This is a genomic window from Microbacterium sp. JB110 (assembly GCF_003335195.1).
GTDB lineage: Bacteria > Actinomycetota > Actinomycetes > Actinomycetales > Microbacteriaceae > Microbacterium.
In genome coordinates, this window is the sequence record NZ_QPGM01000003.1 from 422,481 (window position 1) to 444,910 (window position 22,430).

At 67.7% G+C, this 22,430-nt stretch carries 20 protein-coding genes; 15 read left to right on the top strand and 5 right to left on the bottom strand.

Features of this window, described 5'->3' with window-relative positions; all coding sequences use genetic code 11:
* Nucleotides 1-309: 309 nt before the first annotated feature.
* Nucleotides 310-711: a peptide-methionine (R)-S-oxide reductase MsrB gene (gene msrB / locus CIK77_RS08140; RefSeq protein ID WP_087056043.1), complete on the bottom strand. Its 402-nt coding sequence runs from the start codon at nt 709-711 to the stop codon at nt 310-312.
* Nucleotides 712-780: 69 nt separating this feature from the next.
* On the opposite strand from msrB, the gene CIK77_RS08145 reads away from it, so the two are divergent.
* From CIK77_RS08145 to groL, 3 genes are all read left to right on the top strand, one after another.
* Nucleotides 781-1,032: a DUF3263 domain-containing protein gene (locus CIK77_RS08145; protein WP_087056044.1), complete on the top strand. Its 252-nt coding sequence runs from the start codon at nt 781-783 to the stop codon at nt 1,030-1,032.
* A 79-nt stretch (nt 1,033-1,111) separates the two neighbouring features.
* A complete protein-coding gene (locus CIK77_RS17515; RefSeq protein WP_140403564.1) occupies nt 1,112-1,375 on the top strand; it encodes a hypothetical protein in 264 nt (87 codons plus the stop codon).
* A gap of 171 nt (nt 1,376-1,546) precedes the next feature.
* Nucleotides 1,547-3,169: a chaperonin GroEL gene (gene groL / locus CIK77_RS08150; protein WP_087056045.1), complete on the top strand. Its 1,623-nt coding sequence runs from the start codon at nt 1,547-1,549 to the stop codon at nt 3,167-3,169.
* 63 nt (nt 3,170-3,232) lie between these two features.
* On the opposite strand, the gene CIK77_RS08155 is transcribed toward groL, so the two are convergent.
* Nucleotides 3,233-3,520 carry a WXG100 family type VII secretion target gene (locus CIK77_RS08155; RefSeq protein ID WP_087056046.1) on the bottom strand — a complete coding sequence of 96 codons (288 nt, stop codon included), beginning with the start codon at nt 3,518-3,520 and terminating at the stop codon, nt 3,233-3,235.
* A 174-nt stretch (nt 3,521-3,694) separates the two neighbouring features.
* On the opposite strand from CIK77_RS08155, the gene CIK77_RS08160 reads away from it, so the two are divergent.
* Nucleotides 3,695-4,354 carry a thymidine kinase gene (locus CIK77_RS08160; RefSeq protein WP_087056047.1) on the top strand — a complete coding sequence of 220 codons (660 nt, stop codon included), beginning with the start codon at nt 3,695-3,697 and terminating at the stop codon, nt 4,352-4,354.
* A 33-nt stretch (nt 4,355-4,387) separates the two neighbouring features.
* Here the strand turns inward: CIK77_RS08160 and CIK77_RS08165 are convergent, their stop codons facing one another.
* Nucleotides 4,388-4,951, bottom strand: coding sequence for a TetR/AcrR family transcriptional regulator (locus tag CIK77_RS08165; RefSeq protein WP_087056048.1), 564 nt, complete (start codon nt 4,949-4,951; stop codon nt 4,388-4,390).
* A gap of 87 nt (nt 4,952-5,038) precedes the next feature.
* Here CIK77_RS08165 and CIK77_RS08170 point away from each other — a divergent pair, with 87 nt between their 5' ends.
* Nucleotides 5,039-7,306: a glycoside hydrolase family 3 C-terminal domain-containing protein gene (locus tag CIK77_RS08170; RefSeq protein ID WP_087056049.1), complete on the top strand. Its 2,268-nt coding sequence runs from the start codon at nt 5,039-5,041 to the stop codon at nt 7,304-7,306.
* A gap of 78 nt (nt 7,307-7,384) precedes the next feature.
* Here the strand turns inward: CIK77_RS08170 and CIK77_RS08175 are convergent, their stop codons facing one another.
* The gene (locus CIK77_RS08175; protein WP_087056050.1) at nt 7,385-8,734 is read right to left on the bottom strand and encodes a sulfatase family protein; all 1,350 of its coding nucleotides are present in this window, start codon (nt 8,732-8,734) and stop codon (nt 7,385-7,387) included.
* Nucleotides 8,735-8,837: 103 nt separating this feature from the next.
* Between CIK77_RS08175 and CIK77_RS08180 the strand changes: the two genes are divergently transcribed.
* The 10 genes from CIK77_RS08180 to CIK77_RS08225 all read left to right on the top strand — a co-directional run bounded on the left by CIK77_RS08180 (nt 8,838) and on the right by CIK77_RS08225 (nt 21,320).
* Nucleotides 8,838-9,458 carry a PadR family transcriptional regulator gene (locus tag CIK77_RS08180; RefSeq protein WP_170934217.1) on the top strand — a complete coding sequence of 207 codons (621 nt, stop codon included), beginning with the start codon at nt 8,838-8,840 and terminating at the stop codon, nt 9,456-9,458.
* A 113-nt stretch (nt 9,459-9,571) separates the two neighbouring features.
* Complete coding sequence (locus CIK77_RS08185; protein WP_087056051.1) at nt 9,572-11,116, top strand: ABC transporter substrate-binding protein; 1,545 nt, start codon at nt 9,572-9,574, stop codon at nt 11,114-11,116.
* Nucleotides 11,117-11,131: 15 nt separating this feature from the next.
* Nucleotides 11,132-12,073, top strand: a complete 942-nt coding sequence (locus CIK77_RS08190) for an ABC transporter permease (protein WP_087056052.1) — start codon at nt 11,132-11,134, stop codon at nt 12,071-12,073.
* Complete coding sequence (locus tag CIK77_RS08195; protein ID WP_170934218.1) at nt 12,070-13,845, top strand: dipeptide/oligopeptide/nickel ABC transporter permease/ATP-binding protein; 1,776 nt, start codon at nt 12,070-12,072, stop codon at nt 13,843-13,845. The genes CIK77_RS08190 and CIK77_RS08195 overlap by 4 nt, the downstream gene beginning before the upstream one ends.
* Complete coding sequence (locus CIK77_RS08200; RefSeq protein WP_087056054.1) at nt 13,842-14,666, top strand: ATP-binding cassette domain-containing protein; 825 nt, start codon at nt 13,842-13,844, stop codon at nt 14,664-14,666. Before CIK77_RS08195 ends, CIK77_RS08200 begins: the two co-directional genes overlap by 4 nt.
* The gene (locus tag CIK77_RS08205; protein ID WP_087056055.1) at nt 14,663-16,312 is read left to right on the top strand and encodes a sulfatase family protein; all 1,650 of its coding nucleotides are present in this window, start codon (nt 14,663-14,665) and stop codon (nt 16,310-16,312) included. Before CIK77_RS08200 ends, CIK77_RS08205 begins: the two co-directional genes overlap by 4 nt.
* Before the next feature lie 26 nt (nt 16,313-16,338).
* Entirely contained in the window at nt 16,339-17,844 is a 1,506-nt protein-coding gene (locus CIK77_RS08210; protein ID WP_087056056.1) for a sulfatase family protein, read from the top strand.
* A gap of 68 nt (nt 17,845-17,912) precedes the next feature.
* Nucleotides 17,913-18,932: a UDP-glucose 4-epimerase GalE gene (gene galE / locus CIK77_RS08215; protein ID WP_087056057.1), complete on the top strand. Its 1,020-nt coding sequence runs from the start codon at nt 17,913-17,915 to the stop codon at nt 18,930-18,932.
* Between the two features lie 442 nt (nt 18,933-19,374).
* Complete coding sequence (locus CIK77_RS08220; RefSeq protein ID WP_087056058.1) at nt 19,375-20,076, top strand: FadR/GntR family transcriptional regulator; 702 nt, start codon at nt 19,375-19,377, stop codon at nt 20,074-20,076.
* 14 nt (nt 20,077-20,090) lie between these two features.
* Nucleotides 20,091-21,320, top strand: coding sequence for an alpha-hydroxy acid oxidase (locus CIK77_RS08225; protein WP_087056059.1), 1,230 nt, complete (start codon nt 20,091-20,093; stop codon nt 21,318-21,320).
* A 127-nt stretch (nt 21,321-21,447) separates the two neighbouring features.
* Here CIK77_RS08225 and CIK77_RS08230 read toward each other — a convergent pair whose 3' ends face one another.
* A complete protein-coding gene (locus CIK77_RS08230) occupies nt 21,448-22,221 on the bottom strand; it encodes an HAD-IIB family hydrolase (protein ID WP_087056060.1) in 774 nt (257 codons plus the stop codon).
* Nucleotides 22,222-22,430 lie beyond the last annotated feature (209 nt).

The window sequence follows — 22,430 nt, forward strand, 5'->3', positions numbered from 1 at the left end:
GAAGCGATTGAGTCTGTTGAGCGTCTCGCCGCAGGCGAGGTGAGAGCACTGGATCTCCTCGGCTGAAGGCCGAGGAGATCCAGTCGTTTTCTCTGGAGTCCTCGGGCTCGGCATGCGATCTTGCGCACTTCGTGCGCAAGATCGTGCCGTGCCCTGCGGGCGGCGGGGCACGTGGCGCCCCTGCGGGCGGGCCGAGTCAGGGTAGCGCCCTGTGGGTGGCCCCGGTCGAGGCTTGTGGTGCGAGGCGATGGGTGAGTGATCGGGGACCGCCTTGCCTCGCCGGCGTCGCTGCGCTGTCTGCGCCGACGCTCAGTCCTCCGGCGTGAAGCTCAGCGAGAGCGAGTTCATGCAGTAGCGGTCGCCGGTCGGCGTGCCGAACCCGTCGGGGAACACGTGGCCGAGGTGGCCGCCGCAGCGGGCGCAGCGCACCTCGGTGCGCACCATGCCGTGCGCGCGGTCTTCGAGCAGTTCGACGGCGTCGGGGCGCACCGACTCGTAGAAACTCGGCCATCCGCAGTGCGCGTCGAACTTGGTGCCGCTGAGGAACAGCTCGTTGCCGCATCCGGCGCAGGTGTACAGCCCGGTCCGCTCCTCGTCCAGCAGTTCGCCGGTGAACGGCCGCTCCGTCGCCGCCTCGCGCAGCACCGCGTACTGCTCGTCGTCGAGCTCGGCGCGCCATTCGTCGTCGGTCTTCGCCACCTCGTAATCCATGCATCCACTTTACGTCCGTCCGGGTGTGGCGGCGCCGTTCTCGTGGCCCGCGCGCGTACCGTGGAACTCATGGCGTTGCACGATCAGGACCGCGCGATCCTCGCGTTCGAGGCGCAGTGGTATCGGCACGCCGGCGCGAAGGAAGAAGCCGTCCGCGCGGAGCTCGGTCTGACACCGGCGCGGTACTACCAGTTGCTGGGTCGGCTGATCGATACGGCCGATGCGCTCGAGCATGATCCGCTGCTCGTGAAGCGGCTGCGCAGGGTGCGGGACGAGCGCGTGGCGAGACGGGCGGCTCCGCTCGCGAGGCAGACGTCCTGATCGAGTCTCTGGGGGCACCTGATCACTTCGCGCCGCAGTGCTCATCCGTTCGGCAGTGCGTCCTAGTACCATTCATGGGGTGCCGACCCAGACTTCTTCACGAGACCGCTTCGACGACGTGCCCCGAAATCGAGGGCGAGTCGGCGCGCACCGGGCGGAGAAGCCTGGTGGGCGCGGCATCGTCGTCGTGATGTGGGTTCTGATCGCAATCGTCGTGTTCCTCGCGGCGGGCATCGTCGGCTTCCTCGCCCTGTTCCAGAACAGCTCGCTGCTCGGCGCCGCGGACACGACCGCGGCGATCGCCGCGGTCGGTGGCGTGCTGCCGCCGGGCGTCGTTCTCTGACGCACGCAGGCGGGGTATCGGATGGCGACATCCGGTGCCCTTCTCGTCTGTTGCGTCGAACCTGTCGCTACGGCTTGCACTCGATGGTGCCGAGTGCCAGAATGCGTATTAGCACTCCTCGGTTCGGAGTGCTAATCCCATACGCCTACGTCCGGGAGGGACGACACACTCATGGCAAAGATGATCGCTTTCGACGAGGAGGCCCGGCGCGGCCTCGAGCGCGGCCTCAACACGCTGGCCGACGCCGTCAAGGTGACGCTCGGCCCCCGCGGCCGCAACGTCGTGCTCGAAAAGAAGTGGGGCGCTCCCACAATCACGAACGACGGCGTTTCGATCGCCAAGGAGATCGAGCTCGATGAGGCATACGAGAAGATCGGTGCTGAGCTCGTCAAGGAGGTCGCGAAGAAGACCGACGACGTCGCGGGCGATGGCACGACGACGGCGACGGTGCTCGCTCAGGCGCTCGTTCACGAGGGTCTGCGCAACGTCGCAGCCGGCGCCGACCCCATCGGCCTGAAGCGCGGCATCGAGAAGGCCGTCGCGGCCGTCTCCGAGGAGCTGCTGGCCGGCGCCAAGGAGGTCGAATCGAAGGAGCAGATCGCTGCCACCGCATCGATCTCGGCCGCCGACACGGAGATCGGCGAGCTCATCGCCGAGGCCATCGACAAGGTCGGCAAGGAGGGCGTCGTCACGGTCGAGGAGGCCCAGGCCTTCGGCACCGAGCTCGAGCTCACCGAGGGTATGCGCTTCGACAAGGGCTACCTGAACCCGTACTTCGTCACGGACCCCGACCGCCAGGAAGCGGTGTTCGAGGAGCCGTACATCCTCATCGCGAACCAGAAGATCTCGAACATCAAGGATCTTCTGCCTGTCGTCGACAAGGTGATCCAGTCGGGCAAGGAGCTCGTCATCATCGCTGAGGACGTCGAGGGTGAGGCTCTTGCGACGCTCGTGCTGAACAAGATCCGCGGCATCTTCAAGTCGGTCTCCGTCAAGGCGCCCGGCTTCGGCGACCGTCGCAAGGCACAGCTGCAGGACATCGCGATCCTCACCGGCGGCCAGGTCATCACCGAAGAGGTCGGCCTCAAGCTCGAGAACACCGAGCTCGAGCTGCTCGGCCGTGCGCGCAAGGTCATCGTCACCAAGGACGAGACGACGATCGTCGAGGGTGCAGGCGAGGCCGACCAGATCGACGGCCGCGTGACCCAGATCCGCCGTGAGATCGAGTCGACGGACAGCGACTACGACCGCGAGAAGCTGCAGGAGCGTCTGGCGAAGCTCGCCGGCGGTGTTGCGGTCATCAAGGCCGGCGCTGCGACCGAGGTCGAGCTCAAGGAGCGCAAGCACCGCATCGAGGACGCCGTTCGCAACGCGAAGGCGGCCGTCGAGGAGGGCATCGTCCCCGGTGGTGGCGTCGCGTTGCTCCAGGCCGCTGCTGTTGCGTTCGACAAGCTCGCGCTCAAGGGCGACGAGGCGACCGGCGCGAACATCGTCCGCGTCGGCATCGGCGCACCGCTCAAGCAGATCGCGCTGAACGCCGGTCTCGAGCCGGGCGTCGTCGCTCACAAGGTTGCGGAGCTCGAGGCCGGCTACGGTCTCAACGCCGCGACCGGTGAGTACGTCGACATGTTCGCCGCGGGCATCATCGACCCGGCCAAGGTCACGCGTTCGGCGCTGCAGAACGCCGCATCGATCGCTGGTCTGTTCCTGACGACCGAGGCCGTCGTCGCGGACAAGCCGGAGAAGGCTTCGGCCGCTCCGGCAGGCGACCCGACGGGTGGCATGGACTTCTGATCCAGAAGCCTCAGGCTCAAGGGGCGGTTCCTTCCTTCGGGAAGGGACCGCCCCTTCGCGTTGTCAGCGGAACATGGCGACGGCGCTCTGCTCGGCGTCGGCGTAGCTGGTGCCGGCGGCGGCGAGGGCGGCGCCCAGTGCGGTGAGCGCTTCGTCGAGGCGCACCTGCACGGAGCGCCATTCCTCGGCGCTGGCCTGGAACGCGGCGGCGGCCTGACCGGTCCACGATCGCTGCAGGTCGGCGAGCTGTCCGTGCAGCAGCCCTGATTCTGACTGCATGCGGCCGACGGTGGCCTGGATGGACGAGGCCTTGGTCTGCACCTCTTCGCTGTCGACGGTGTACATGGGCATGGCGTTCTCCTTCTCGTATCGGGCGGAATCTGTGCAGCAACGCTACGAACCCGCCCCGCTGCGGCGGCAGGGCAACCGGTGCCTGTGGACGCGAAAGTCGGGAAAACCAGCCCTGTGAGGGAAGCGGCGTCCGGATGAGCGGATCCCGCCTCTCGCATTCAGTAGGCTGGAGGGGTGGCGAAGCTGTACTTCCGATACGGGGCGATGAACTCGGGGAAGTCCACCGCACTGCTGCAGGCGGCCTTCAACTATGCCGAGCGCGGCCAGGCGGTGCTGCTGGCGAAACCGGCGATCGACACCAAAGCAGTGGACGAGGTGTCCTCGCGCCTCGGCGTCTCGCAGGCCGTCGACTTCCTGATCGGCCCCGATGACGATGCGCGCGAGCGATTCCTCGCAGAGCGAGACGCCTACCGCCGGCGGGCCGCCGACGCACTGATCGAATCGGAGGCTCCGCGCGATATCGCCTGCCTGCTCGTAGACGAGGCGCAGTTCCTCACACCGGCACAGGTCGACGGTCTCTTCCGCGTCGCCGTCGAGGACGACGTTCCTGTGATGGCCTACGGCATCCGGACCGACTTCCGCACGGCGGCCTTCCCCGGGTCGGCCCGTCTGCTCGAGATCGCGCACTCGCTCGAGGAGCTCAAGACGATGTGCCGGTGCGGGCGCAAGGCGCTGTTCAACGGTCGCCTCATCGGTGGGAGGTTCGTGTTCGACGGCGACCAGGTGGCGATCGACGCCGAGGGTGCGGCCGCGCTCGATGAGCACCTCGTCACCTACGAGTCCCTCTGCGGCGCCTGCTACCTGCGCGAGTCCGGCGGCGTGCTCGCGCCGTAGCGTCCGCGCCCGGCGCCCACCGTTGGCGCGTGGTCAGACGCGCAGGTCGTCGAGCAGCGAGCTGATGTGCGCGGCCATGTCGATGCCCGGGTCGAGCAGGAACTGGGTCTGCAGGCCGTCGGTTGCCGCGATGACCAGCGCCGCGGCGGCATCCGGCTCGAAGGTCGTCCGAAGCGTGCCGTCGATCTGCCCCTGGCGCAGCGCCTCGGCGAAGCGCTGCCGCAGCATCACGTAGCGTTCGGCGAAGTAGCCGTGTGCCGGATGGGCGGGGTCGGCGGCCTCGACTGACAGCTGGGCGAAGAGCTGCACGAGCCCTGGCACCTCCGCGTTGTGCGCAACGATGCGGACCAGATCGTGGAGGGCGTCGGTCGCGGGGGAGGCGCTGTCGACCTCGTCGCGCTTCATCAGGACGGCCGTGAACAACTCGTCCTTGCTGTCGAAGTAGTGCAGCAGCCCCGCCTGGCTGAGGCCGACCGCCTCGGCGATCTCGCGGACCGACGCACCGCGGTACCCGTGCCGTGCGATCACGTCGAGCGCGACGGTGAGGATCTCCTCGCGCTTGGCGATGCCCTTTGCGTACGCGCCCCGTTGTGTCATATCTCCATTAAAGCCGAATCGCACTTGTCATTCAAAAGCGAACGGCATATGGTTTTTAGAGTTCATCCCTCGACCCAATGGAGAGTCATGACCGACGCGTCATTCCCCGACATCTCGGACCTCACGCTGGAAGAGAAGGCCGCGCTCACGAGCGGGCTCGACTTCTGGCGTCTCAAGAGCATCGAGCGCCTCGGCGTGCCGAGCATCATGGTCACCGACGGCCCGCACGGGCTGCGCAAACAGGCGGGGGCGAGCGATCACCTCGGCCTGAACGCCTCCGTGCCCGCCACCTGCTTCCCGCCGGCGGTCGGTCTCGGTGCGTCGTGGGATCCGGATCTGGCGCGCCGGGTCGGCGAAGCGATCGGCCGGGAAGCGGCCATCGAGGACATCGCGGTCGTCCTCGGCCCCGGTGTGAACATCAAGCGCTCTGTGCTGTGCGGTCGCAACTTCGAGTACTTCTCGGAGGATCCGATCCTCGCCTCCGACATGGGGTCGGGCATCGTGCGGGGCATCCAGTCGCACGGTGTGGGCACGTCGCTGAAGCATTTCGCGGCGAACAACCAGGAGACCGACCGGATGCGCACGTCGAGCGACATCGAGCCTCGGCCGCTGCGCGAGATCTACCTGCGCGCGTTCCAGGGCGTCGTCGAAGACACCCAGCCGTGGACGGTGATGTGCGCCTACAACCGCGTCAACGGCGTGTACGCATCGGAGGATCCGTTCCTGCTCACCGAGGTGCTGCGCGACGAATGGGGCTTCGACGGTCTCGTCATCAGCGACTGGGGCGCATCGAACGTGCGCACTGAGGGCATCCGTGCCGGCATGGACCTGGAGATGCCCGCTTCCGGCGGCCTCACCGACCGCCAGCTCGTCGACGCGGTCAGGGCAGGCACACTCGACGAGTCCGACCTCGATCGCTCGGCCGGTCGCGTGCTGAATCTCATCCGCCGCGCGAACGAGCGCGCCGCCGCAGAGGGAGCGCTCGACATCGAGGCTCACCACGCGCTGGCCCGCGAGGCCGCGGGGCGTTCCATCGTGCTGCTCAAGAACGACGATGGTGCTCTGCCGCTGAAGCCCGAGCAGAGCATCGCCGTGATCGGCGAGTTCGCCGAGAAGCCGCGCTACCAGGGCGGCGGATCGAGCCACATCAACCCGACCCGCGTCGATGTCGCGCTCGAGGCCATTCGCGAGGTCGCAGGCGATGTCGTCTACGCGCCGGGCTACGTGCTGCCGGAGGCCCCCGAGGGCATCGGCATGTCGGGGGCGAAGGCACCGAAGCCGGCCGCGGAGGTCGTCGAGCGACTGCGCGCCGAGGCTGTCGAGGCGGCGAAGGGTGCGGATGCCGTGCTCGTCTTCGTCGGGCTCCCCGACGAAGACGAGTCGGAGGGCTTCGATCGCGAGCACATCGACCTGCCCGAGGCGCAGCTCGCACTGCTCGACGCGGTCGCCGAGGTCAACGACAACGTGGTGGTCGTGCTCTCCAACGGCGGCGTCGTGGCACTTCCGTTCGCCGACCGCGTGCCGGCGATCGTCGAGACCTGGCTGCTGGGCCAGGCGGGCGGGTCGGGTGTCGCCGACGTGCTCTTCGGCGCGGTGAACCCTTCCGGTCGCCTCGCCGAGACCTTCCCGTACCGCCTCGAGGACACCCCGTCCTACACATCCTTCCCCGGCGCGGGGCAGCACGTGAGCTACGGCGAGGGGCTGTACGTCGGCTACCGCTGGTACGACGCGCGCACGATGGATGTCGCCTTCCCGTTCGGGCACGGCCTGAGCTACACCAGCTTCTCCTACGGTGCACCGACGGCGGCTGTGAACGCCGAGGGCGGCATCGACGTGACGGTCGAGGTGACCAACACGGGCTCCGTCGCCGGCCGCGAGGTCGTGCAGACCTACGTGGCAGTACCGGGCTCGGCCGTGGAGCGGGCGCCGCGCGAGCTGAAGGCGTTCCGCAGCGTCGAGGTGCAGCCGGGGGAGACTGTGGCGGTGAGCCTCACGGTGCGCCGTCGCGACCTGGCGTACTGGGAGACGCGCGTGGGCCGCTGGATCGTCGAGAACGGCGAGTACGTCGTCTCCGTCGGCGCGTCGAGCCGCGACCTGCGAGGTGAGGCGAGCGTGGAGCTCTCCGGAGACGAGTTCGTCATCGCCCTCAACCGTGACGCGTCGCTCGGCGAGGCGTTCGCCCATCCGGTCGCCGGCCCGATCGCCCGTGAGGAGCTTGCAAAGGGCTGGCTGCGCGAGAGCATGATGATCGACGGGGAGCTGACCCCGATGGGCCGAGACCTGCCGCTCAGCCGTCTGGTGAGCTTCGGCACCGATCCGGATGTCGTGGCACGGATCCTCGAAGCCGGCAAGTAGGAACACCCGCGAAGAAGCGGCCTCCCTTCCGAGTCAGTTCGGCGGGGAGGCCGCTTCTTCTGTTCCGAGCGGTGAGGCTCAGTCGCGCAGCGACGCGTCGAACGCGGCGAGTTGTGGATCCGCGGTCTCGACCATCCACGCACGGAGCGCCTCGCGCATCCCGGCGAGCGCCAGTCGGACGCTCGGATCGCCGCTGAGGTCGTGCAGCGCATCCGGGTCGGCCGCGAGGTCGTACAGCTCTTCGGCTTGCCGCGACTGGTAGAACGACACGCGTTCGGCCAATGCGGAGTCCTGCTGTGCCGCTTCGACCATGGCGTTCCACGTCAGCCCGATCATGTTCTCTGCGCGGTACTCCGTCTCGCCGTCGGCCCAGCCGTTCCAGATGTATCCGTGCGTTCCGTCCTGCACGCACCGCATCTCGTAGCGCTTCTTCGCGGCAGTCTCGTGGAACACCGTGACGACATGGTCGCGATGCTGCTCGGTCGTGCCGGTGAGCAGAGGCACCAGCGACGAGCCGTCGTTCGGCGTCGCCGTTGCTCCGGTGATGTCGCAGAACGTGGCGAACAGGTCGAGCATGCTCACGAACGCGGACTCCACGCGCGTGCCGGGGGCGACGCTGCCCGGCCAGCGCACGATCAGCGGCGTGCGGGTGGACTGCAGGTAGCAGTTCGCCTTCGAGAACGGGAAGGCCATGCCGTTGTCTGAGAGGAACACGACGACCGTGTCCTCCGAGGTGCCGGTGTCTTCGAGCACCCGTAGGGCGGCGGCGACGACGTCGTCGCAGCGCCTGGCCGAGCTGAGGTACTGGGCGTACTCGCGCCGCACCTCGGGAAGGTCGGGGAGATAACCGGGAACGGATTCCGCCTCACCGGGGGAGAAGATGCGGCTGGGGGAAGGAATGCCCTCCTGCTGCTGATCCGAGAAAAAGCGCCCGACATCCTCCGCGCCGTGGAACGGCCGGTGCGGGTCGTGCGCGTTCAGCATCAGGAACCACGGCTCGTCGTCCGCGCCCTCGAGGAACGCTCGCATCTCCTCCGCATAGCGATCGGGGTCGCGGCCCATGCCGAGCTCCGCCATGTCGACCGCATGATCCCACTCGAAGCGCTCGACGGGCTGCAGGTGGGTCACCTTGCCGAGGATGCCTGCCCGGTAGCCGACATCGGCGAGCAGCCGGGTGAGAACGGGCACATCGTCGTCGATCGGCTCGAAGCCCTCTGCGCCGTTGCGGTGCGGCCATCTGCCGGTCATCATGGCGGACCGGCTGGGTTGGCATACCGCGATCGGCACGTGGGCGCGCTCGAAGACGGCTCCGGATGCGGCGAGCGCGTCGAGCGCGGGCGTGACATCGTTCTGGCCGCCGAACGCGCCGGGCGTCGTGCCCTCCATGTCGTCTGCGGTGATGAAGAGAATGTTCGGTCTGCCGGTCATCGCCTGCTCCTCGTCGAGTCGGACGGATCTATTATCGATCCAGGCATCGTCACATGTTGGCGACGAAGCAACTATGTCACTAGTGACAGAGTACGGAGACATTGTGGCAAAACTCAACCTGCTGGAGTCGGTGCTCCTGGGCATCATCATGCGCAAGCCGAGCGCCGGATACGACATCCGGCGATACCTCGAGCAGTCCGGTCGCATCTACGGCTATGTGCCGCAGTCATCGCAGATCTATCGGCAGCTGGCGAAACTCGTCGAGCGAGGGCTGATCTCCTTCGAGGTGGACGATTCGCGCAGTGGGCCCGACGCGAAGGTCTACTCGTTCACGCCTGACGGATGGGGGGTGTACCTCGACTGGATCGAGGCGCCCTTCGTGCCGTCCGAACGCCCGCTGGATGCGCATTTCCAGCTCCACTTCAGCCTGGCAGGCGTGGTGTCGCCCGTCATCGCGCTTCGCCTGGTCGAAACGGAGCTGGCTTTCCGCGAGGAGCAGGAATCGATCTGGGAGCCGGATGTGCAGTTCATCCGGAGCACGAACTCGCTCATGGACGGCGAGTGGATGGACGAGGTCCACCACCTGGGCGATGCGCGCGGCAACATGCTCGCCACCGCACATATTTCGTGGTTGCGCACGACAGCGCGGCGACTGCGCCGCTACATCGAGCGCACGGGCGCCGTGTGGCCGGATCCGGCGTGGGAGGCGCGGCGCCCGCAGTGACCTCGACTGTGTGAGATTTCACGCACCACTCTCTTGTCGATGTATGTGCAAAGTGCTAATGTCTCGTGGGTCGGCACAGATGCCGACGGATTCACACAGACGAAGGGGTGCTTGTGAAGAGAGTGACCCGCATCGGCGGCGCGATGCTGTTGGCCGGCGCAACTGCGATCGGACTCGCCTCGTGCGCATCGACGGGAGGAGCGGCGCCGAAGGATGACTGGTCGACGCTCGCTGTCGCGGCCGTCACCGAGCCGACGAGCTTCGATCCCAGCCAGGCCGCGGAGGCGAACTTCGCCCAGTACTTCCAGCCTGTGTTCGACACGCTGATCCGGCGGATGCCGGACGGCGAGCTCGCGCCGATGTTGGCGACCGACTGGAGCCTGTCGGACGACGGATTGACCGCGACGCTCGACCTGCGTGACGATGTCACATTCTCCGACGGCGAGGAGTTCACAGCAGAGGTCGCCGAGGTGAACCTGGAGCGGTTCCGCGATTCCGGCGGCCCGTTCTCGGCGAACCTTGCCAACATGACCGATGTGGTCGTCGTCGACGACGACACGATCGAGCTGCAGTTCTCCCAGCCCGACCCCGACATCTTCCAGTACCTCGGCAACAGCGCCGGCTACATGGCCAGCCCTGCGCAGTTCGACAGCGACACCGTCGACACGGTGCCGATCGGATCCGGGCCGTACGAACTGATCCGCAGCGAGACGGTCGCGGGTGATCGATACACCTACGTCAAGCGCGACGACTACTGGGATGACGACGCAGAGTGGGACTGGTTCGAGAACCTCGTGATCCGGCCGATGAGCGATTCGTCTGCACGCATGAACGCGATGAAGTCGGGTGAGGTCGACACCGGAATCATCGAGCCGAAGCAGATTCCCGAGGCGGAGAAATCCGGCCTGAACGTGACCGAGTTCCAGGTGAACTGGTACGGGCTGTCGATCTTCGACCGCGGCGGTGAGATCGTTCCGGCGCTCGCTGATGTGCGGGTGCGCCAGGCAATGAACTATGCGGTCAACGGCGATGCCATCCTCAAGGCCGTCGACCTCGGGTACGGCGAGCCGACTGACCAGACCTTCAACGTCGATTCCGAGGCGTACGCCCCCGAGTACGACGACTACTACTCCTACGACCCTGACAAGGCGCGCGAGCTTCTCGCCGAGGCCGGCTACGAGGACGGCTTCTCGATCACCATGCCGAGCAGCTCCACTATGGACCCGGCGATGCTCGCGGCCGTCGGGCAGAACCTCGAAGCCGTGGGAATCAGCGTGAAGTGGCAGGAAGTCGCACCGGCGGACTTCATCCCGTCACTGCGCCAGGGCAAGTTCGCGGTGAGCTGGATGTCGTTCGCTCAGCCGCCGACCGCGTGGGGCACCATCAGCCGGTTCCTGCTGCCGAGTTCGGCGTGGAACGTCTACAAGTCCCAGGACGATCGAATCGATGACGCCGCCAGCCGCGCGCTGTCGAACCTCACCGATCCGGATGTCTACGACGCGGCAGCCCAGGAGATCAACTCCGTGGCCGTCGAAGACGCATGGAACGTCGTGTTCTACCGCGTGCAGCAGGGCGTCGTCTCGCGCAACGGCCTCACCGTCGCCGGCCAGGCGGGCCAGGCCGCGCCTTCCATCTACAACTACACGCTCGACGAGTGACGACAGGAGACAACCATGTTGAGTTTCATCGCTCGCCGCCTCGTCGGGGGCATCGTGCTGCTCGTCGTCGCATCATCGCTGACCTACCTGCTGATGAACGCGAACAGCAGCGGCATCGCGATCCGCATCCTGGGAGACCAGGCCACCGCAGAGCAGATAGCGGCCAAGACCACTGAGCTCGGGCTCGACCGGCCGCTGGCCGTGCGGTTCGGTGAGTGGCTGTTCTCCGCCGTGCGCGGCGACTTCGGCGCCTCCTGGTTCACCAGCGAAGGAGTCTGGCACACCGTCACCTCGCGCCTGCCCGTGACGATGTCGCTCGTGGTCGGCACCGTCATCGTCACCGCCATCGTGTCGACCCTGCTCGGCGTGCTCGCAGCGACGCGGCGCGGCGTGGTCGACCGCGTCGTGCAGGTGATCTCGGTGTTCGGCGCCGCCGCACCGAACTTCTGGGTCGGCCTCATGCTCGTGATCGTGTTCGCACTGTCGCTGCACTGGTTCCCTGCCACGGGCTTCGTCTCTCCATCGGACTCATTCACCGGATGGACGGCATCGATCACGCTGCCGATCATCGCGCTGGCACTGGGCGCCATCGCGGCCGTGACGCAGCAGGTGCGCAGCGCGTTCATCGAGGTCGAGGGGCGCGACTACGTGCGCACCCTGCGCAGTCGCGGGCTGGGCGAGCGGACCGTGCTGTTCGTGCACGTTCTGCGCGGGGCGGCGACGCCGGCGCTGACGGTGCTCGCACTGCAGTTCGTGGCCCTGCTCGGCGGGGCGGTGGTGGTCGAGCGCGTGTTCGCCCTGCCGGGCCTCGGCGAGACCATCGCCTCCGCCACCACGAACGGCGACATCCCGCTCGTGATGGGCGTGGTGGTCGTCAGCGTCGCCATGGTCGTCGTCGTCAACCTGCTGATCGACATCGTCACCGGATGGATCAACCCGAAAGCGCGTCTGTCATGAGTACTGGAACCTTGGAATCCGTCGCCCTCAAGGCCAACAAGGGCGGCAAGAACCTCTCGCTCACCGGGCGGCTCCTGCGGAATCCGCTGGGCCTGACCGCTGTCATCATCCTGGGCACCGTCATCGTGCTCAGCGCGCTCGCCGCGGTGATCGCTCCGCACGATCCGAATCTGGTGAACCTGGAGGACGCCTTTGCGGCGCCTGGCGCCGCACACTGGCTCGGCGCGGACTCTGCGGGGCGCGACGTGGTGTCACGCCTCCTCGCGGGAGGCCATCTCACCTTGCTGGGCGCCGCCGTCTCCCTGATCGTCGCGGTCGTCGTCGGCCTCGTCGCCGGCCTCATCGCCGGCTTCTACGGCGGCTGGTTCGACACTCTCAGCGACCTCACCACGAGCCTGGTGATGGCGATGCCGAGCATGATGATCCTGCTGGCGGTCAGGGTCGTCGTCGGGCCGTCGCTGTGGATCACGATGGCGATCTTCGGCGTGCTGATCTCGCCGAGCATCTTCCGCCTGGTGCGCAGCGGCGTCCGCGAAGTGCGCGCGGAGCTCTACGTCGACGCGGCCCGCGTGAGCGGTCTGTCCGACGCCCGCATCATCGCGCGCCACATCCTGTTCGTCGTGCGCGCCCCGATCATCATCCAGGCGGCGACGATCGGCGGGATCGCCATCGCGATCCAGTCCGGCCTGGAGTTCCTCGGCCTCGGTGACCAGACCGTGCCGACCTGGGGCGTCATGCTGAGCGAGGCGTTCCGCAACCTGTACATCGCACCGCTGCTGATCCTGTGGCCCGGTCTCGCGATCGCGTTGACGATCGGCGCGCTGATCCTACTCGCGAACGCCCTGCGCGACGCGCTCGAGGACAAGCCGATCGCCCCGAAATGGCGCGGCGGCACGGAGCGCGTCAAGACACAGCCGTCCGATGCGGACGCAGATTCGGTGCTCAGCGTGCGCGGCCTCACGGTCGGATATCCCGACGGCGACCGGCTGAAGACCGTCATCGAGGATGTCGCATTCGACGTCGGCCGCGGCGAGATCGTGGGCCTGGTGGGAGAATCCGGATCGGGCAAGACCCAGACCGCATGGTCGGTGCTCGGCCTGCTGCCGCGCGGTGCCGTGATCGAGAACGGGGTGATCCTGCACGAGGGAACCGATCTGCTCGCCGACGACGGGTCGGCGCAGCGCGCACTGCTCGGCAGTCGCATCGCGTACGTTCCGCAGGAGCCGATGTCCAACCTCGATCCGCTGTTCACGATCGGTCATCAGCTCATCGCTCCGATGCGCAAGCACCTCGGCGTGTCCAAGGACGACGCTCGCCGCAGGGCTCTGGAGCTGCTCGCCCGTGTCGGGATCACCGATCCGGAGCGCACGATGGGCGCCTACCCCCATCAGGTCTCGGGAGGCATGGCGCAGCGCGTGCTGATCGCCGGTGCCGTCTCCTGCGACCCCGACCTGATCGTCGCGGACGAGCCGACCACGGCGCTCGACGTCACGGTGCAGGCTGACATCCTCGAGCTGCTGCGCAGCCTGCGCGACGAGCGCGGCCTTTCGATGGTGTTCGTGACGCACAACTTCGGCGTCGTCGCCGACCTGTGCGACTCCGTCGTCGTGATGAAGCAGGGCGCCGTCGTCGAGCAGGGTCCGGTGCACGCGGTGCTCCGCGATCCGCAGCACGCCTATACGCAGTCCCTCCTGGCCTCGACGCTCGACGGCACAGCACCGCGCCGCACGAACGACCGGGAGTTCGCCCAGCAGCAGGAGGCAGCACGATGACTGAGAAGATCCTCGAGGTCGACGGCCTCGTCGTGGAGTTCCCCGGGCGCAGGCGGAGCGAGAGGTTCCGAGCGCTGAAGGGAGTGTCGATCGACATCGCACCGGGCGAGACCGTCGGGCTCGTCGGGGAATCGGGCTCAGGCAAGACCACGCTCGGGCGAGCGATCCTGGGCCTCGCACCCGTGGCGGAGGGTTCCATCGAGTTCGAGGGGCGCTCGCTCGTCGGGCTCACCCGCAAGCAGCGTCGCGACATCGATGTGCAGGCGGTGTTCCAGGACCCGTACACCTCGCTCAACCCCGCGATGACGATCGGCGACATCCTCGCCGAGCCGCTCACCGTGCGGGGCACCTCCGATCGTGAGGCGCGTGTGCAGGTGCACGAGCTGCTCGACGCCGTCGGCCTCCCCGTCGACGCGGCAGGTCGTCGCCCGAACGAGTTCTCCGGCGGCCAGCGGCAGCGCATCGCGATCGCCCGTTCGCTCGCGCTCGACCCGAAGCTCATCGTGTGCGATGAGCCCGTGTCCGCGCTCGACCTGTCGACGCAGGCGAAGGTGCTCGACCTGTTCATCGATATCCAGCGCCGCACGGGGGTGGCGTACCTGTTCATCTCACACGACCTGATGGTGGTCCGCCACATCAGCCATCGGATCGCGGTGATGTACCACGGTGACATCGTCGAGTTCGGCGACGGCGAGCAGGTGACCGACCATCCGGAGCATCCGTACACGCAGAGGCTGCTGGCGGCCTCGCCCGTCTCCGACCCCGAGGAGCAGCGCACCCGCCGCGAGCAGCGCAAAGCACTGATGGCGACCGACGCATGACCGTGCAGGCGAAGCGACCGAACATCCTGTGGATCTCGACCCACGACATCAACCCGGAACTCGGCTGCTATCGCGACGTATGGCCGGGGGCGGAAGCCGCTGTGACGCCGAATCTCGACGCATTCGCCACAGAGGGCACGCGCTTCGACAACGCGTTCGCGGTGGCCCCTGTGTGCGCTCCGTCGCGCTCGTCGATCATGACGGGGTGCTTCCCGACCTCGATCGGCACGCACAACATGCGTTCCAAGGCGGTGCCGCCGCCCGAGGTGCGGCTGCTGAGCGAGTATTTCCGACAGGCCGGCTACTACGCCACGAACAACGTGTTCACCGACTTCCAGCTCCCCGTGCCCGGCACGGCGTTCGACGACTGCTCGCCGACGGCGCACTGGCGGAACAGGCCGGATCCGGATCAGCCGTTCTTCGCCTCCTTCCACGGCATGGTGACGCACGAGTCGCAGATCTACCTCGACGATGACGACTTCGTGCGCGTGACATCTGAGCTTCCGAATGGCGCCAGGCATGATCCGGAGACCGTTCCCGTGCCGCCGTATCATCCGGACGACGAGGTGTTCCGCACCGCGTGGGCGCGGTACCACGACCTCATCTCCACGATGGACGCATGGGTCGGACGCATCCTCTCCGAGCTGGCGGAGGACGGTCTGGAGCGCGACACGATCGTGGTGTTCTGGAGCGACCACGGAGCCGGATTCCCGCGGGCGAAGCGCTGGGCGACCGAGGCCGGCCTGCGCATTCCGCTCATCGTGCGCTGGCCGGGCAGGGTCGCGGCAGACGCCGCCCGCGACGACGTGGTCCACCTGGCCGACATCGCCCCGAGCATGCTGCGGATGGCGGGGCTCGACGTGCCGGAGCACATGCAGACGTCGCCGCTGTTCGACGCGGCAGGATTCGCGCACGAGCAGGGGGAGTACGCCTTCGGCGGCAGGGACCGGATGGATGAGCAGCGCGACAGCTCACGCACCGTGCGCAATCGACGCTTCCGCTATGTGCGCCACGCGCATCCGGATCGTTCCCCCTTCCAGCACCAGCAGTTCGCCGAGAAGTTCTCGACGTGGCGCGACCTGCGCGGCCGCGTCAACGACGAGGCCCGTCAGCGTGCCGCCGGTGATCCGGAGGACAGGCTCACCCCGCTGCAGCGCCGCGTGACCGCCGAGAACAAGCCTGTGGAGGAGCTGTACGACATCGCGGCCGACCCGCACGAGACCGTCGACCTCGCGACGGACCCGCAGTTCCGCGAGGTGCGCGACGAGCTCGCCGCGGCGCTGGACGGGTGGATCGAGAGAGTCGGCGACCTGGGTGTCGTCGACGAGGAGGAGCTGATCCGCTCGTGGCGACCGGAGGGCACCATTCCCACGACGCCGGCGCCCCGAGTGCTGGCGCGAGGGGACGGCTCGGTGGAGCTGAACTGCGACACAGACGGCGCGCTCGTGGCATGGACGTCCGAGCCGCCCGTCGCACTGCCTGAGCGAGGGCTCCAGGAGCGCATCGGAGGCAATCCGGAGCAGGACGGACGCGTCTGGCGCATCGCCGTCGGCGCGCTTCCGCCGTCGGACGAAGAGCGCTGGGCGCGTGCCTGGCGGCTCGGTCACCTGGGCAGCGACGACGTGCGCATCCCCGCAGCAAACTGATCGAATCGAACGCGAGAGCAGGAACCGTGGCTCAGCCCAACATCATCTTCATCATGTCCGACGACCACGCCGCCCACGCCATCTCGGCGTACGGCAGCCGTGTGAACAGCACGCCCCACCTCGACCGGATCGCCGAGGAGGGAGTGCGGATGGACGCCGTGTTCTGCACGAACTCCATCTGCAGCCCGTCGCGGGCGTCCATCCTCACCGGCACCTACAGCCACGTCAACGGCGTCTCCTCCATCTGGACCGAGATGGACTACCGGGTGCCGACCTTCATCGACGCGCTGCACGAGCGCGGCTACGCCACCGGCATGTTCGGCAAGTGGCATCTGGGCGAGCACGGCGTATCGCTGCCTCGCGGCTTCGACGCGTGGAAGATCTTCCCCGGTCAGGGCGACTACATCGACCCGGAGATGATCGACGAGAACGGCAGTCAGACCGTTTCCGGCTATGCCACCGACATCGTCACCGACCTCGCGCTGGACTGGATCGATTCGGTCGGCGACGAGCCCTTCGTCGCGATGGTGCACCACAAGGCCCCGCACCGTCCGTGGATTCCGGATGAGAAGCACAAGCACCTCTATGCCGACGGCGACATCCCAGAGCCGGAGACCTTCTTCGACGACTACGCCACGCGCAGCAAGGCGGTGCGCAACGTGCACATGACGCTCGCCGACGACATGGGCGCAGACGACCTCAAGCAGGAGGTTCCGGAGCACCTGCAGGGCGAAGAGAATCGCGAGGCGCGGATGCGCTGGAAGTACCAGATCTACATGCGCGACTACCTGCAGACGGTGCAGTCGATCGACGACAACGTCGGCCGCCTGCTCGACCACCTCGAGGAGAAGGGGCTCGCAGAGAACACGCTCGTGGTCTACACCTCAGACCAGGGCTTCTTCCTCGGCGACCACGGCTGGTTCGACAAGCGGCTCATGTTCGACCAGTCGCTGCAGATGCCGATGCTGATCCGCTGGCCCGCCGAGGTGCCTGCGGCATCGCGATGCGAGGCGATCATCACGAACGTCGACTTCGCGGCGACCTTCCTCGACATCGCGGGCCTCGACCCGCAGGAGGCGCTTCCCACGTCGCAGGGGCGCAGCTTCCGACCGCTGCTGCGCGGCGAAGACGTCGAGGACTGGCCCGATGCGGCGTACTACCGCTACTGGGAACACGACGACCCGATCCACGGCGCCCCGGCCCACTACGGCATCCGGACGGCCGACTACAAGCTGATCCACTACTACGGGGCCGGTCTCGGCGTGCCAGGCGCATCCGAGACGATCTACGAGTCGGAGTGGGAGCTGTACGACCTGCACGCCGACCCGACCGAGGTGCGCAACGTCGCCGATGACCCCGGCTACGCCGGCATCCGCGTCGACCTGGAGCGCAAGCTCGCCGAATACCAGGAGCGCTACGCCGACGAACCCTACCGCGGTGAAGCGACGCCGCATCCGGAGTGGGGGCCGTACGACGAAGAGGTGTTCGCGCGGGTGCAGGAGTACGTGAGCGCCATCCGCGAGTCGAGCTGACCTGATCCGAGGCGCCGTCGGCGGTGCGCATTCATGGTTCCCGAATGATTGCCGCATAACCTGGAGCCATGCGCGTACTTCTTGCCGGCGGTGCCGGATATGTCGGAACCCACACTGCGATCGCTCTGCTCGAGGCGGGTCACGAGGCGGTGCTGCTCGATGACATGAGCAACACCAGCGCCGTCGTCGCCGAGCGCATCGAGCAGATCACCGGGAAGCGGGCGCCGCTGGCTTCCGGGAGCGCCGCGAGCGTCGACGACGTGCGGCGCGCGTTCGACGAGTTCGGGCCGTTCGACTCGATCATGCACTTCGCGGCGAAGAAGGCCGTGGGGGAGTCGGTCGAGAAGCCGCTGGAGTACTACCGCAACAACCTCGATACGACGTTCGCACTGCTCGAGGTCGGCATCGAGCACGGCATCGCCTCGTTCATCTTCTCGTCGACGGGCACCGTGTACTCCGACCCGGCCGACCTGCCGTTCGCCGAGACGGCGACGCGCAACCTGGTCGAGATCTCGAACCCGTACTCGAAGTCGAAGCTGATGAACGAGGTCGTGCTCACCGATGTGCAGCGCGTGAACCCCGAACTGAACATCACGATGCTGCGCTACTTCAATCCGGTCGGCGCCCACGAGTCCGGTCTTGTCGGAGAGGACCCGAAGGGCATCCCGAACAACCTGATGCCTTTCGTCGCCCGCGTCGCCGTCGGCGCACTGCCCGAGGTGAACGTGTTCGGCACCGACTACGACACCCCAGACGGCACCGGTCAACGCGATTACATCCACGTCGTCGACCTGGCCGAGGGCCACGTCGCCGCGCTCGAAAAGGCACAGCCGGGTCTGAAGGCCTACAATCTCGGCACCGGCAACCCGGTCAGCGTGCTCGAGCTGATCTCATCGTTCGAGAAGGCCGTCGGCCGCGAGCTGCCCAAGACGATGGCCGACCGCCGCGCCGGCGACCTCGCCGCCACCTACTGCGCCCCGGCCGTCGCCGAGCAGGAGCTGGGCTGGAAGGCCACCCGCACCATCGACGACATGACCCGCGACGTTTGGAACTGGCAGCAGCGCAACCCCGCCGGCTACGAGGGCTGAGCGCCCGCGCCCTGCCGCTCAGGTGCGGCGAACTGCCCTCATTCCGCGGCTTCAGCGACCGTTCGTCGCACCTGAGCGGATGTCCGGCGCGGGCCGGTGATGCGTGGTGAATGCTGTGCTCGGAGAGTTGCGGCAAGCAGAATTCCTTGAGCCCACCGAGTGCTGAATCGTGCCACAACTGCGAAGCGCGATGGTACTGATGCAGTGGAGATGCGGCGGTGCTGGGCACGTGATCCGACGCATGCTTCTCTTGGTGCCCTTTCGGTATGGCTCCTCCAGCCCCTTGTGGCGGAACTCGACGATCGCCACCGACGTCGCTCTGCGCAGGATGTCCATCACCTCGACACTTCGCTCCGGTGCGCCGGGTGCTATTGTGGTCGGACCATAGTGGTCTGACCACACCGGATGTCCGGAGCAGGCGAGACGGAACGAGAGGGCGCGGATGGCTGAGACGCCGAAGGCTTGGCGGAGCGTGCTCGACCGTGTCGAAGCCGACCTGTTCAGCGGTCGACTCGGCCCCGGCGACCGGCTGCCCGGCGAGCGGGAGCTGGCCAGCACCATGGGCGTCGGCCGGTCCAGCGTGCGCGAGGCGCTGCGCGTGCTCGAGGTGATGGGCGTCGTGCGCACCGCGGTCGGCTCGGGTCCCTCATCCGGGGCCATGATCGTCTCGACGCCCGCGGGCGGCCTCGGCGCGCTGCTGCGGCTGCAGACCGCGGCACAGGCGTTCGCCTTCCCCGACATCGTCACCACACGCCTCGTGCTCGAGGGCGCCGTCGTGCGCGAGCTGGCCGGCCGCGACGAGCCCGACCTGTCGGTCGCCGACGCTCTGCTCGACGCCATGGCCACGCAGGATCTGACACGAGAAGAGTTCCTCGTGCTCGACCAGAATTTCCACCACGCGCTCGCCGAAGCATCCGGAAACGCCGTCATCTCCACAGTGATGGCCGGCCTGCGCAGTGCGATCGAGGCCTACGTCACCGCGGGCGCGGCGACGATCGCCGACTGGGAGGCGACCGCGGCGCGTCTGCGCGACGAGCATGCCGGCCTTCTCGACGCCATCCGGAACAGCACTCCAGACGAGGCCGCGCGCCTCGTGAACGACCACATCACCGGCTACTACGCGCAGATGCGCGAGAACGTCTGACGAGAGAGGACCCCATGGTTCAGCGACAGTTCCCCAATCCCCGAGAGGTGATGGAGTTCCTGAAGATCAAGCTGCCGGAGTTCGGCAGGGACGCCAGGCTCAAGAAGGCGTTCTCGATCTACGACCTGCGCGACATCGCCCAGCGTCGCACCCCGGCAGCAGCCTTCGACTACACCGACGGCGCCGCCGACCAGGAGCTGTCGATCCAGCGCGCGAGGCAGGCGTTCGAGGACATCGAGTTCCATCCGGACATCCTCACCCCTGCGCCGAACGTCGACACCTCCACCGAGATCCTCGGCGGCACGTCGGCGCTGCCGTTCGGCATCGCGCCGACCGGATTCACCCGGCTGATGCAGACCGAGGGCGAGACGGCGGGCGCAGGTGCGGCGGGGGCAGCGGGCATCCCGTTCACGCTGTCGACGCTCGGCACCACCTCGATCGAGAGCGTCAAGCAGGCGAACCCGAACGGGCGCAACTGGTTCCAGCTGTATGTCATGCGCGAGCGCGAGATCTCGTACGGACTCGTCGAGCGCGCGGCGAAAGCCGGCTTCGATACGCTGCAGTTCACCGTCGACACCCCGGTCGCCGGCAACCGGATGCGCGACGGGCGCAACGGCTTCTCCATCCCGCCGCAGCTCTCACTGGGCACGATCGCGAACGCGATTCCGCGGCCGTGGTGGTGGATCGACTTCCTCACCACGCCGAAGCTCGAGTTCGCGTCGCTGTCGTCGACGGGCGGCACGGTCGGCGACTTGCTCAACGCCGCGATGGACCCGACCATCAGCTACGACGACCTCGACGTGATCCGGAAGATGTGGCCGGGGAAGATCGTGGTCAAGGGCGTGCAGAACGTGCCGGATGCGGTGAAGCTGATCGACAGGGGAGTCGACGGCATCATCCTGTCGAACCACGGCGGGCGCCAGCTCGACCGCGCGCCGATCCCGTTCCGGCTGCTGCCGGAGGTGGTGCGCGAGGTCGGCAAGGACGCCACGGTGATGGTCGACACCGGCATCATGAACGGCCAGGACATCGTCGCCGCGATGGCGCTCGGCGCGAAGTTCACGCTGATCGGCCGCGCCTACCTGTACGGCCTGATGGCCGGCGGCCGCGAGGGCGTCGACCGCACGATCGAGATCCTGAGCACCGAGATCCGCCGCACCATGGCGCTGCTGGGCGTGTCGTCCCTCGAGGAGCTGGAGCCTCGCCACGTCACCCAGCTCACGCGCCTGACGCCTGTGGGGTGAGCCGCCGGCGGCGGGGCGCAGCGCCCCGCGCGCGAGCGTACCGTTTGTGACCGAGCGGACCACTTGCATCCGGATCTAAGTGGGCCACTCGATCACAAGGGGTACTTTCGCGGGGTGACCGGCGGGATCAGCCGCGCGCCGGCAGCTCCTCGAGCAGCGCGTCGAGGTGGTCGGCGGTGTCCTCCCAGCCGGTGACGGCGACGCAGGCGACCTCGCCCATGTCGAGCACGGGGCGGTCGTTGCCGTCGGGGTCGAGGCGGTCGCCGTAGAAGAGCATGTCGCCCAGGGCGATGCCGGTCTGCTCCGACAGGCGGCGCATGCCGTACGCCTTGTCGATGCCCTTGCGCGTGATGTCCACGGAGGTCGATCCTCCCGAGCGCACCTCGAGCTCGGGCACCCTGGCCGCGACGGCCTGCCGCAGGGCGTTCTTCTTCGCGCCGTCCGGATCCCACTCGCGCTTGGCGTCGACCGGTGCGCTCTGGCCCAGGGCCGAGAAGGTGATCTGCGAACCGCGGTCCTCGATCTTCTCGCCCCAGCTGAGCTCCTCCCACAGCCCGAGCGCGCGGGCTTCCTGCTCGAGGGCGTCGATCGCCGCAGCCTTCTCCTCGGCCTCGAGACCGTGCGCGTAGACCGGCATGAACGTCGTGCCGTCGAAACGGTCGTACCGCGTGCCGCAGGTCGGCAGCAGGTGCACGTGCGACAGCGCATCCGGTGCGTCCGGCAGCAGGTCGACGACCTGCGCGCGGAACTGCTCGATCTGCCCGCCCGAGATGATCGCCACCTCGACGCGCTCAGCGAGCCGGATGAGCAGGTCGCCGATGCGCGGATCGATCGGGCTCTTCGACGGTGCGAGCGTGTCATCGAGGTCGAAGGCGACGACGAGCGGGGAATTCTGCGGCATCCGTCGATCCTATTCGAGCGCGGATGAGCGATCCGGGATGAGCGATCCCGGATGAGCGGGAACAAGGCGTGCACGCCGACGACGGGGCGAGTGCCGAGGGCACAACGCCACCTCGGCACATCCGGACCGGCCGTGCCGGGCCGCCGCTGCGGCATCCGGCCCTTCCGATCAGCGGGAGCGGAACCGGCCGCGCTGCGGTGTGCGCGAGA

Bases quoted from the DNA above. Each gene is read 5' to 3' on its own strand.
- msrB (WP_087056043.1), bottom strand. From the start codon at position 711: ATGGATTACGAGGTGGCGAAGACCGACGACGAATGGCGCGCCGAGCTC.
- CIK77_RS08145 (WP_087056044.1), top strand. From the start codon at position 781: ATGGCGTTGCACGATCAGGACCGCGCGATCCTCGCGTTCGAGGCGCAG.
- groL (WP_087056045.1), top strand. From the start codon at position 1,547: ATGGCAAAGATGATCGCTTTCGACGAGGAGGCCCGGCGCGGCCTCGAG.
- CIK77_RS08155 (WP_087056046.1), bottom strand. From the start codon at position 3,520: ATGCCCATGTACACCGTCGACAGCGAAGAGGTGCAGACCAAGGCCTCG.
- CIK77_RS08165 (WP_087056048.1), bottom strand. From the start codon at position 4,951: ATGACACAACGGGGCGCGTACGCAAAGGGCATCGCCAAGCGCGAGGAG.
- CIK77_RS08170 (WP_087056049.1), top strand. From the start codon at position 5,039: ATGACCGACGCGTCATTCCCCGACATCTCGGACCTCACGCTGGAAGAG.
- CIK77_RS08175 (WP_087056050.1), bottom strand. From the start codon at position 8,734: ATGACCGGCAGACCGAACATTCTCTTCATCACCGCAGACGACATGGAG.
- CIK77_RS08190 (WP_087056052.1), top strand. From the start codon at position 11,132: ATGTTGAGTTTCATCGCTCGCCGCCTCGTCGGGGGCATCGTGCTGCTC.
- CIK77_RS08195 (WP_170934218.1), top strand. From the start codon at position 12,070: ATGAGTACTGGAACCTTGGAATCCGTCGCCCTCAAGGCCAACAAGGGC.
- CIK77_RS08200 (WP_087056054.1), top strand. From the start codon at position 13,842: ATGACTGAGAAGATCCTCGAGGTCGACGGCCTCGTCGTGGAGTTCCCC.
- CIK77_RS08205 (WP_087056055.1), top strand. From the start codon at position 14,663: ATGACCGTGCAGGCGAAGCGACCGAACATCCTGTGGATCTCGACCCAC.
- galE (WP_087056057.1), top strand. From the start codon at position 17,913: ATGCGCGTACTTCTTGCCGGCGGTGCCGGATATGTCGGAACCCACACT.
- CIK77_RS08220 (WP_087056058.1), top strand. From the start codon at position 19,375: ATGGCTGAGACGCCGAAGGCTTGGCGGAGCGTGCTCGACCGTGTCGAA.
- CIK77_RS08225 (WP_087056059.1), top strand. From the start codon at position 20,091: ATGGTTCAGCGACAGTTCCCCAATCCCCGAGAGGTGATGGAGTTCCTG.
- CIK77_RS08230 (WP_087056060.1), bottom strand. From the start codon at position 22,221: ATGCCGCAGAATTCCCCGCTCGTCGTCGCCTTCGACCTCGATGACACG.